This window comes from Micromonospora sp. NPDC002411 (assembly GCF_053592955.1).
Window position 1 is genome coordinate 1 of record NZ_JBSFBM010000318.1, and the last position, 7,739, is coordinate 7,739.

The window sequence follows — 7,739 nt, forward strand, 5'->3', positions numbered from 1 at the left end:
CCTGGCGGCCCGTTCCCGGGCGGTCACGGCCGTGCCGCGGGCACGGTCTGTGCCGGCACCAGCGGCTCGGCCGGCGGCGGGTCGCTCGGGGCCGGCGGGGTTGTCGGGCGACCGGTCAGGCGTGCCCGCGAGAGCAGTTCGAGGACACCGACCAACAGCACCCCGAGCAGCAGGCCTGCGCCCCCCACCGGCAGGGCGGTACGCACCAGCTCGGCCATCCGGCTCACGTCGTGCGTCTCGCCGATGCTGGTCACCTGCTTCGGATCGGCGGCCTGGGCCTGAGCCCGGGCCGCCTGCAACCCCTCCCGGGCCTGCGACAACGCGCCGGTCGCCGCGTCCCGCTGGGCGAGCAGCGCCTGGTAGTCAGGGAGTTTCGGCCCCAGCTCGTCGAGCTTCTTCTGCGCGGTGGTGATCGCGGCGGCCGCCGCGGACGCACCCCGACTGTTGCCGACGGCCTGCATGGAGAGTTGCTGCTGCCGCAGGCTGGTCAGCTCACCCAGCGTCGCCTGGTAGATCCGGTCCGGCTGGGAGACCTTGTTGGCCTTCTCCCACTCACCGATCGCCTTGGTGGCCGCGGTGACGTCGGCGTTGGCCGCCTCGACCTCGCTGGTGGCGATGCCGACCTGGGAGGAGAACAGGAAGGCGAGCGCCCGGGTGGTGGTCGCGCCCAGCACCGGCGCGACGGTCGCCCGGTCGCCGGCGGTGTACGTCACCTCCAGTTGGCTGCTCGCGCCGACCTGGGTGACGGCGAGGCCGTCGCGCAGCCGCTCCGGCGTCACCCCGGTGTCACCGGCCACGTCGGCGAGGACCCGGGGTGAGGTGACCGCCGCGCCGAAGGCCGCGACGAACTGGTTCGCCGCCTGCGTGCCGGTGTACTGCGTCCCGGCCGCCCCGCCCACCAACGCCGGCGCCGCCACGTAGGCGGTGCCGCTGTACTGCTGTGGCGCGAGCAGGACGATGCCGGCCGCCGCGCCGGTGGCGACCAGCGGCACCCCCACGAGTACCCAGAGGCGCCGTCGGGCGACCCGCAGGTAGTCGACGATCTCCACTTTTTCCCCAATGCTGTCGTTCACTCAGACCGGGACAGACGTGCTTCGCGGCTGCTCGCCGGCCACCTGAGGAGCCGGGTGGCGGGCCATCGCACTGGCCGCCGCAGCGAACGCGACGAAATACCAGAGCGTAACCACATTGGAAATGACGTTGGACGCCGCGCTGACCGCCACGAACGCGATGGCGCAACCGGTGAAACCGACAGCGACGCCCCGCTCGAAGCTGCCCGGCGGCGCTCGCCGCAGCGCCCTGCGCGCGGTGTGCAGGAAGGCGACAAGCATCATCAGGTACGCCCCGAGACCGAGCAACCCGGTCTCGACGTACGCCCGGAGGAAGTCGTTGTGCGGCTTCTTCGCCTCGTCGGTCTCACGCTGCGTCATGTTCGGCCCGATGCCGGTGACCGGATTACGGTCGGCCAGCGTGACGATCTCGGTCCAGTAGCCGATCCGCCACGCCAGGGTGTTCCCGGTGGGATCCCCGCCGACAGCGCGTGAGCTGCCGAGTTGGGCGAACCGCTCGCCGACGGCGGGCACCAGGGCCACCCCGGCGATCGCCACCACGCAGAGGGTGACCAGCATCCGCTTGCTGCGGTGCAGCACGGCGACCACGACCAGACCGATCGCCGCGCCGAGCAGGGCGCTGCGGGTGTTGGTCAGCAACAGGAACAGCAACGAGAGCCCGAGCAGCACGCCGAGGGTCACCCGCAGACGGCGACCCAGGAAGCGGTACACCGCGAACCCGAAGATCACCATGAACATCAGGTAGCGACCGAACGTGGTCGACTGGCTGAACGTGCCACTGATCCGGGTGAAGTCGCCCTTCACCTCGGCCGGCGGGTTGCCGAGCAGCGACAGGACGACCGTGTAACCGAGCGACAGCACCAGCGAGACGTAGCAGGCGAGCAGGATCCGACGGATCGCCGCGGTGTTCGGCATCAGTTGTTCCAGCACCACGAACATCACCACGACGGTGAGGATCCGCAGCGCCTCCAACAGGCTGTTCGCCGGCCGTGTCGCGCCGAGCGCGCTCACCACGCTGCTGGCCCCGACGAGCAGCATGGCCCACCCCAGTGGTGAGCCGCGCAACCGCCCGTGCCGGCTGAGCTGAGCGGCCAGCCAGAGCCCGGCGGCGAGGAGGAACAGCACCGCGAGCAGGGTGGACGGGTCCACCACCCGGGCGGCGCCGGCGGAGTCGGCCTGGCCGGCACTCGGTCCGGTGAGCTTGAACAGGTCGACGCAGGAGCGGACCGCGAGCATCAGCAGTACGTACCCGGAGAACCGGGTCAGCGCGAGGACGGCCACCGCGACGCCCGCGACCGCCGCGAGTGGCAGCACCATGCCCTTACGGTCACCAGCCGCCATCGAGACTCCCGCGACCACCGCCACGACGGCGGCGGCCAGCGCCGCCGCGCCGGTGAGCAGACGGGTCGTGTCCACCCTGCTGCTCATCGGCGGAGTCCCGTCGCCCGGTGCGTACCCGGGTAGTTCCGCATCGACCACCTGCTGCGTGTGTTGTCCCACTGATCCCACTGAACCGAATCGACGCTGCCCGGCCGCTGCCGGGCGCGGCCAACCGATGTCCTCCCGGCAAGATCGGTTCAATCTAGCCCCGTCACCTCGCTCGAAGAAGGGGCCGTTGCACTGACGTGTCGGTCCCCCACGAGGTTGACTCGATGTCGCGCCGACGAACGGACCGTACGGTCAGTCGGTGCGTGCCGGCAGTCGCGCCCTGGACCGCCGACGCGTCGCCGGGACCAGGCTGAAGTAGAGGCGCTCCAACTCGCGGGCGGCGGTGTCCCAGCTGTACATCTCGGTGACCCGGTCACCCAGCGCCTTCGCGCCGGCCCGCTCCGCCGCCAGGTCCCCGAGCAGCGCGGTCAGCACCCGGATCAGGTCGTCCTCGTCGCCGTCGCGGAACAACCGCCCTCCAGCGGCGTCCGACTCCAGCACCTCCACGTGTGGCGCGATGTCGCTCGCGACCACGGGAAGCCCGTACGCGGCCGCCTCCAGCAGCGTCAACGGCAGCCCTTCCAGGCGGGACGGCTGGGCGAAACCTGCGGCGTTGGCGTACAGCTCAGCGAGGAGGTCTCCGTAGGCGAACCCGGTGAAGACGATCCGGTCGTCCCCTTCGGCGGCACGGTGCAGCTGGTCCACGTAGTCGTCGGTGAACGACGACCCGCCGACGATCGCCAGCCGCATTCCGGTGTCGAGCCGCCGGAAGGCCCGGATCAGCAGGTCGGCGGCCTTCTCCGGGACCAGCCGGCCGACCAGCAGCAGATAACCACCGGGGGTCAGCCCGAACCGGGCCTCGATCTGCCGGCTCGACGCCCGCCGGGCCGGGTTGACGCCGTTCGGTATGTAGGTCGTGGGCCGGCCGAACCGGGTCTCGTAATGGGTGGCGAGCCCTCGCGAGACGGCGACCCGCTGGTGCGGGACGTACCCGCTGAGCCAGTGGGCGCTGCCCAGCACCGTACGCGCGGCGAGGCCCCACTTGGCCCGCTGGTTGTCCAACCCGTGCACTGTCAACACCACGCCCGCTCGGGAGAACCAGCGGGGCACCGGTGCGACCAGGGCCGGCCCGAGCCCGTGGTAGTGCACGATGTCGGGCCGTCCGCTCATCGCCGCCACGGTCGAGGTGGCCGCGTGCACGATGGCGTCGAGGTGCTTGCTCGCGATGGTGTGCACCTCGCGCAGGCGTACGCCCCGGTAGTGGTCGGCCGGCATCTTCCCGTAGCTCCGGCGGCAGTAGACGGTGACCTCGTGCCCGAAGCCGGCCAGCCGGCTGGCCATCTCCTCGACGTGCCGCTCGATGCCGCCGTAGGTGGCCGGCATTCCCTTCTGGCCGATCATCGCGATCCGCAGTGGACGCCAACCGGTGCCGACGAGGTCCGGCCCGGTCGACGGGGCGACACGGGCCGCCTGAGCCCGCTGCCGGGGAATCGCGGGACGTGCCGCGTGTTGGTCCGCTTCCTCGGCCTGCAGGTCGGGATGGGCCACGATGACTCCCTGCGTGACTAGGTCCGCGCCCGTCACCCGGGCAGATGAACACCTTGTCACGTATTGGGCCGTACGCCAGCGATCAGCGGGACAAAAAAATCATCAGTGGGATTCGCAACCCCTGGATTGTCATCCACGTGACGTCGACATGGACGAGCCCCGACCGATCACTGACGGATCGGCCGGGGCTCGTCGTGTCGAGCTGTCAGGCGATGTCGAACCGGTCGAGCTCCATGACCTTCGTCCAGGCGGCCACGAAGTCGGCCACGAACTTGGCACGGGCGTCCTCGCTGGCGTAGACCTCGGCGAGGGCACGCAGCTGCGAGTTGGAACCGAAGATGAGGTCGACCGCCGTGGCGGTCCACTTCACCTCGTCGGTCGCCAGATCGCGGATCTCGTACACGTGCTCGTCGGACTTCGACGCGCTCCACCGGGTGCCCGGGGACAGCAGGTTCGCGAAGAAGTCGTTGGTGAGCAGCCCCGGCCGGTCGGTGAGGACACCGTGCTGGGCGCCACCGGTGTTGGCACCGAGGGAGCGCAGACCGCCGACCAGGACGGTCATCTCCGGCGCGGTCAGGTTGAGCATGTACGCGCGGTCGATCAGCAGCACCTCCGGCTGGGTCTTCTCACCCGGACGCAGGTAGTTGCGGAAACCGTCGGCGCGCGGCTCCATGACGCGGAACGACTCGGTGTCGGTCTGCTCCTGGGTCGCGTCCGTACGACCCGCACGGAACGGCACCGTCACCTCGACGCCGGCGTCCCGCGCCGCCTTCTCGACGGCGGCCGAACCGGCCAGCACGATCAGGTCGGCCAGCGAGATCTTCGCGCCGCCGGCCTCGTTGAACTCCCGCTGGATGCCCTCCAGGACGCCCAGGACGGTCGCCAGCTGCTCGGGCTGGTTGACCTCCCAGTTGCGCTGCGGCTCGAGGCGGATCCGAGCGCCGTTCGCGCCACCGCGCTTGTCGGTGTGCCGGAAGGTCGCGGCGGACGCCCAGGCGGTGGAGACCAGCTGAGCGGTCGTCAGACCGGACTCCAGGACCTTCGCCTTGAGCGCGGCCACATCGGCGTCAGCGACCAGCTCGTGGTCGACGGCGGGCACCGGGTCCTGCCACAGCTGCGGCTCGGCCACCCACGGACCCAGGAAGCGCTCGATCGGGCCCATGTCGCGGTGCAACAGCTTGTACCACGCCTTGGCGAACGCCAGCGCGAACTCGTCCGGGTTCTCCAGGAAGCGGCGCGAGATCTTCTCGTACGCCGGGTCGACGCGCAGCGACAGGTCGGTCGTGAGCATCGTCGGCTTGTACTTCTTCGCCGGGTCGAAGGGGTCCGGGATGATCGCCTCGGCGTCCTTGGCGACCCACTGCTTCGCCCCACCCGGGCTGGTGGTGAGCTCCCACTCGTAGCCGAAGAGGATCTCGAAGAAGCGGTTGCTCCACTGCGTCGGCACGTCGGTCCAGGTGACCTCGAGACCACTGGTGATCGTGTCGGCGCCCTTGCCGCTGCCGTGGGTGCTCAGCCAGCCGAGGCCCTGCGCCTCGATCGGTGCGCCCTCGGGCTCCGGGCCCACGTGGTTGTCGGCGACGCCGGCACCGTGGGTCTTGCCGAAGGTGTGACCACCGGCGATGAGGGCGACGGTCTCCTCGTCGTTCATCGCCATCCGGCCGAAGGTCTCGCGGATGAAGTGCGCCGCGGCGGCCGGGTCCGCGTTGCCGCGGGGGCCCTCCGGGTTGACGTAGATCAGACCCATCTCGGTCGAGCCGACGCCGGCCGCCATCTCTTTCTCGGAGGCGTACCGCTCGTCACCGAGCCAGGTGTCCTCGGGACCCCAGAAGATCTCCTCGGGCTCCCAGACGTCCTCACGGCCGAAGCCGAAGCCGAAGGTCTTGAAGCCCATCGACTCCAGGGCCACGTTGCCGGCCAGCACGAGCAGGTCGGCCCAGGAGATCTTCTGGCCGTACTTCTGCTTGACCGGCCAGAGCAGCCGACGAGCCTTGTCCAGGTTGGCGTTGTCCGGCCAGCTGTTCAGCGGGGCGAAACGCTGGCCACCGTCGCCGGCGCCACCGCGACCGTCCTCGATGCGGTACGTGCCGGCGGCGTGCCAGCTCATCCGGATCATCAGGCCGCCGTAGTGGCCGAAGTCGGCCGGCCACCAGTCCTGCGAGGTGGTGAGCACCTCGACGATGTCCCGCTTGAGGGCCTCGACGTCGAGCTTCGCGAACTCCTTGGCGTAGCTGAAGTCCGCCCCCAGCGGGTTGCCCTTCGACGAGTGGGCGTGCAACACCGAGAGGTCGAGCTGGTTGGGCCACCAGTCCCGGTTGGTGCGCGGGCGGCCGCCGGTCTTCGGGGTCGGCGAGTCGATCGCCGGGTTCTCGCTCTCGCTGCCGTGCGCGGTCACCGAGTCGTGCGCCACCGGGCAGCCGGCCGCTGCCTTCTGGTCCACACCCTGTGCACTGGTGGGGCGGTTGTCCTGGGTGTCGCTCATGAACTTCCTTCCGAGCTTGCGGATCTCTGGGGCGTACGGGCGGTCGCGCAGTCGGGGCAGGTGCCCCAGTAGACGACCTCCGCCTCGTCGACCACGAAACCGTGGTCGACCGGGGCGGTGAGACAGGGGGCGTGACCGACGGCGCAGTCGACGTCGGCGATCACGCCGCAGGAACGGCACACGACATGGTGGTGGTTGTCCGCGACCCGGGACTCGTAGCGGGCGGTCGCGCCGGCCGGCTGGATACGCCGCACCAGACCGGCGTCGGTGAGCACACGCAGCACGTCGTACACCGCTTGGTGGGAGATGGTCGGATGATCCGCCCGCACCAGCGCGATCACGGCGTCGGTGCCGACGTGCGGGTGGTCGCGCAACGCCGCGAGCACCGCCAATCGAGGCCGAGTCACCCGCAGCGAGGCGGCCCGCAGTTGCGCCTCGAAGTCGGACATCACTTGCCGAACACTAGCCCACTTTTCTGGAACCAATCAAGTTTTGCCCGGGTCCGCGCGCCGCTGTGGCGAAGAATTCACCCAGGTCCTCCGCGATAGTAGAAATAATCCGGACGGCCATGTCGAGAACCGACACCCGGCTTCGTCCCCGGGGTGAACGCGACCACGACGGGTCGCACACCAGCGTCAAGGAGAACCACGATGGCCAAGTACCTCCTGCTCAAGCACTACCGCGGCGCCCCCAAGGGGGTCAACGACGTGCCGATGGACCAGTGGGCGCCGGCGGAGGTCTCGGCCCACATGCAGTACATGCGCGACTTCGCCGCGCGACTCGAGGAGAGCGGTGAGTTCGTCGACGGTCAGGCCCTCGCCCCCACCGGGACGTTCGTCAGGTACGACGGCGAGGGTCGCCCGCCGGTCACCGACGGCCCGTTCGCCGAGACCAAGGACCTGATCGCCGGCTGGATGGTGATCGACGTCGACAGCTACGAGCGCGCCGTCGAGCTGGCCGGGGAGTTGTCGGCGGCACCGGGAGCGGGCGGGAAGCCGATCCACGAGTGGCTCGAACTGCGCCCGTTCCTGACCGAGCCGCCCACCATCACCGAGTGAACGAGTCCCTGCTCCGGGGCCTCACCCCGAGCGTGCTCGGCGTCCTCGTCCGCCGCGGCCACCCTGCGCGTGCAGGCGTTGGCGTTGCTGCACTTCGTCGCCCCGTACGCCGAGACGCTCGGGCCGGGTGACGGGATCTGGCCGAGCGCACCG

General features: G+C 70.3%; 6 protein-coding genes. 1 reads left to right on the forward strand and 5 read right to left on the reverse strand.

The window, feature by feature from the left end; translation table 11 throughout:
- Window positions 1–23: 23 nt before the first annotated feature.
- The 5 genes from ACWCO3_RS28010 to ACWCO3_RS28030 all read right to left on the reverse strand — a co-directional run bounded on the left by ACWCO3_RS28010 (window position 24) and on the right by ACWCO3_RS28030 (window position 6,980).
- The gene (locus tag ACWCO3_RS28010) at window positions 24–1,073 is read right to left on the reverse strand and encodes a Wzz/FepE/Etk N-terminal domain-containing protein (RefSeq protein WP_450012873.1); all 1,050 of its coding nucleotides are present in this window, start codon (window positions 1,071–1,073) and stop codon (window positions 24–26) included.
- Complete coding sequence (locus tag ACWCO3_RS28015) at window positions 1,074–2,498, reverse strand: O-antigen ligase family protein (RefSeq protein WP_450012875.1); 1,425 nt, start codon at window positions 2,496–2,498, stop codon at window positions 1,074–1,076.
- Between the two features lie 252 nt (window positions 2,499–2,750).
- Entirely contained in the window at window positions 2,751–4,046 is a 1,296-nt protein-coding gene (locus ACWCO3_RS28020; RefSeq protein WP_450012877.1) for a glycosyltransferase family 4 protein, read from the reverse strand.
- A 205-nt stretch (window positions 4,047–4,251) separates the two neighbouring features.
- The gene (gene katG, locus ACWCO3_RS28025) at window positions 4,252–6,528 is read right to left on the reverse strand and encodes a catalase/peroxidase HPI (RefSeq protein WP_145783022.1); all 2,277 of its coding nucleotides are present in this window, start codon (window positions 6,526–6,528) and stop codon (window positions 4,252–4,254) included.
- Window positions 6,525–6,980 (reverse strand): Fur family transcriptional regulator, encoded by a 456-nt coding sequence (locus tag ACWCO3_RS28030; RefSeq protein WP_280116492.1) that lies wholly within the window; start codon window positions 6,978–6,980, stop codon window positions 6,525–6,527. The genes katG and ACWCO3_RS28030 overlap by 4 nt, the downstream gene beginning before the upstream one ends.
- Window positions 6,981–7,178: 198 nt before the next feature.
- Between ACWCO3_RS28030 and ACWCO3_RS28035 the strand changes: the two genes are divergently transcribed.
- Window positions 7,179–7,586, forward strand: a complete 408-nt coding sequence (locus ACWCO3_RS28035; protein ID WP_145783026.1) for a YciI family protein — start codon at window positions 7,179–7,181, stop codon at window positions 7,584–7,586.
- The last annotated feature ends 153 nt before the right edge of the window (window positions 7,587–7,739 follow it).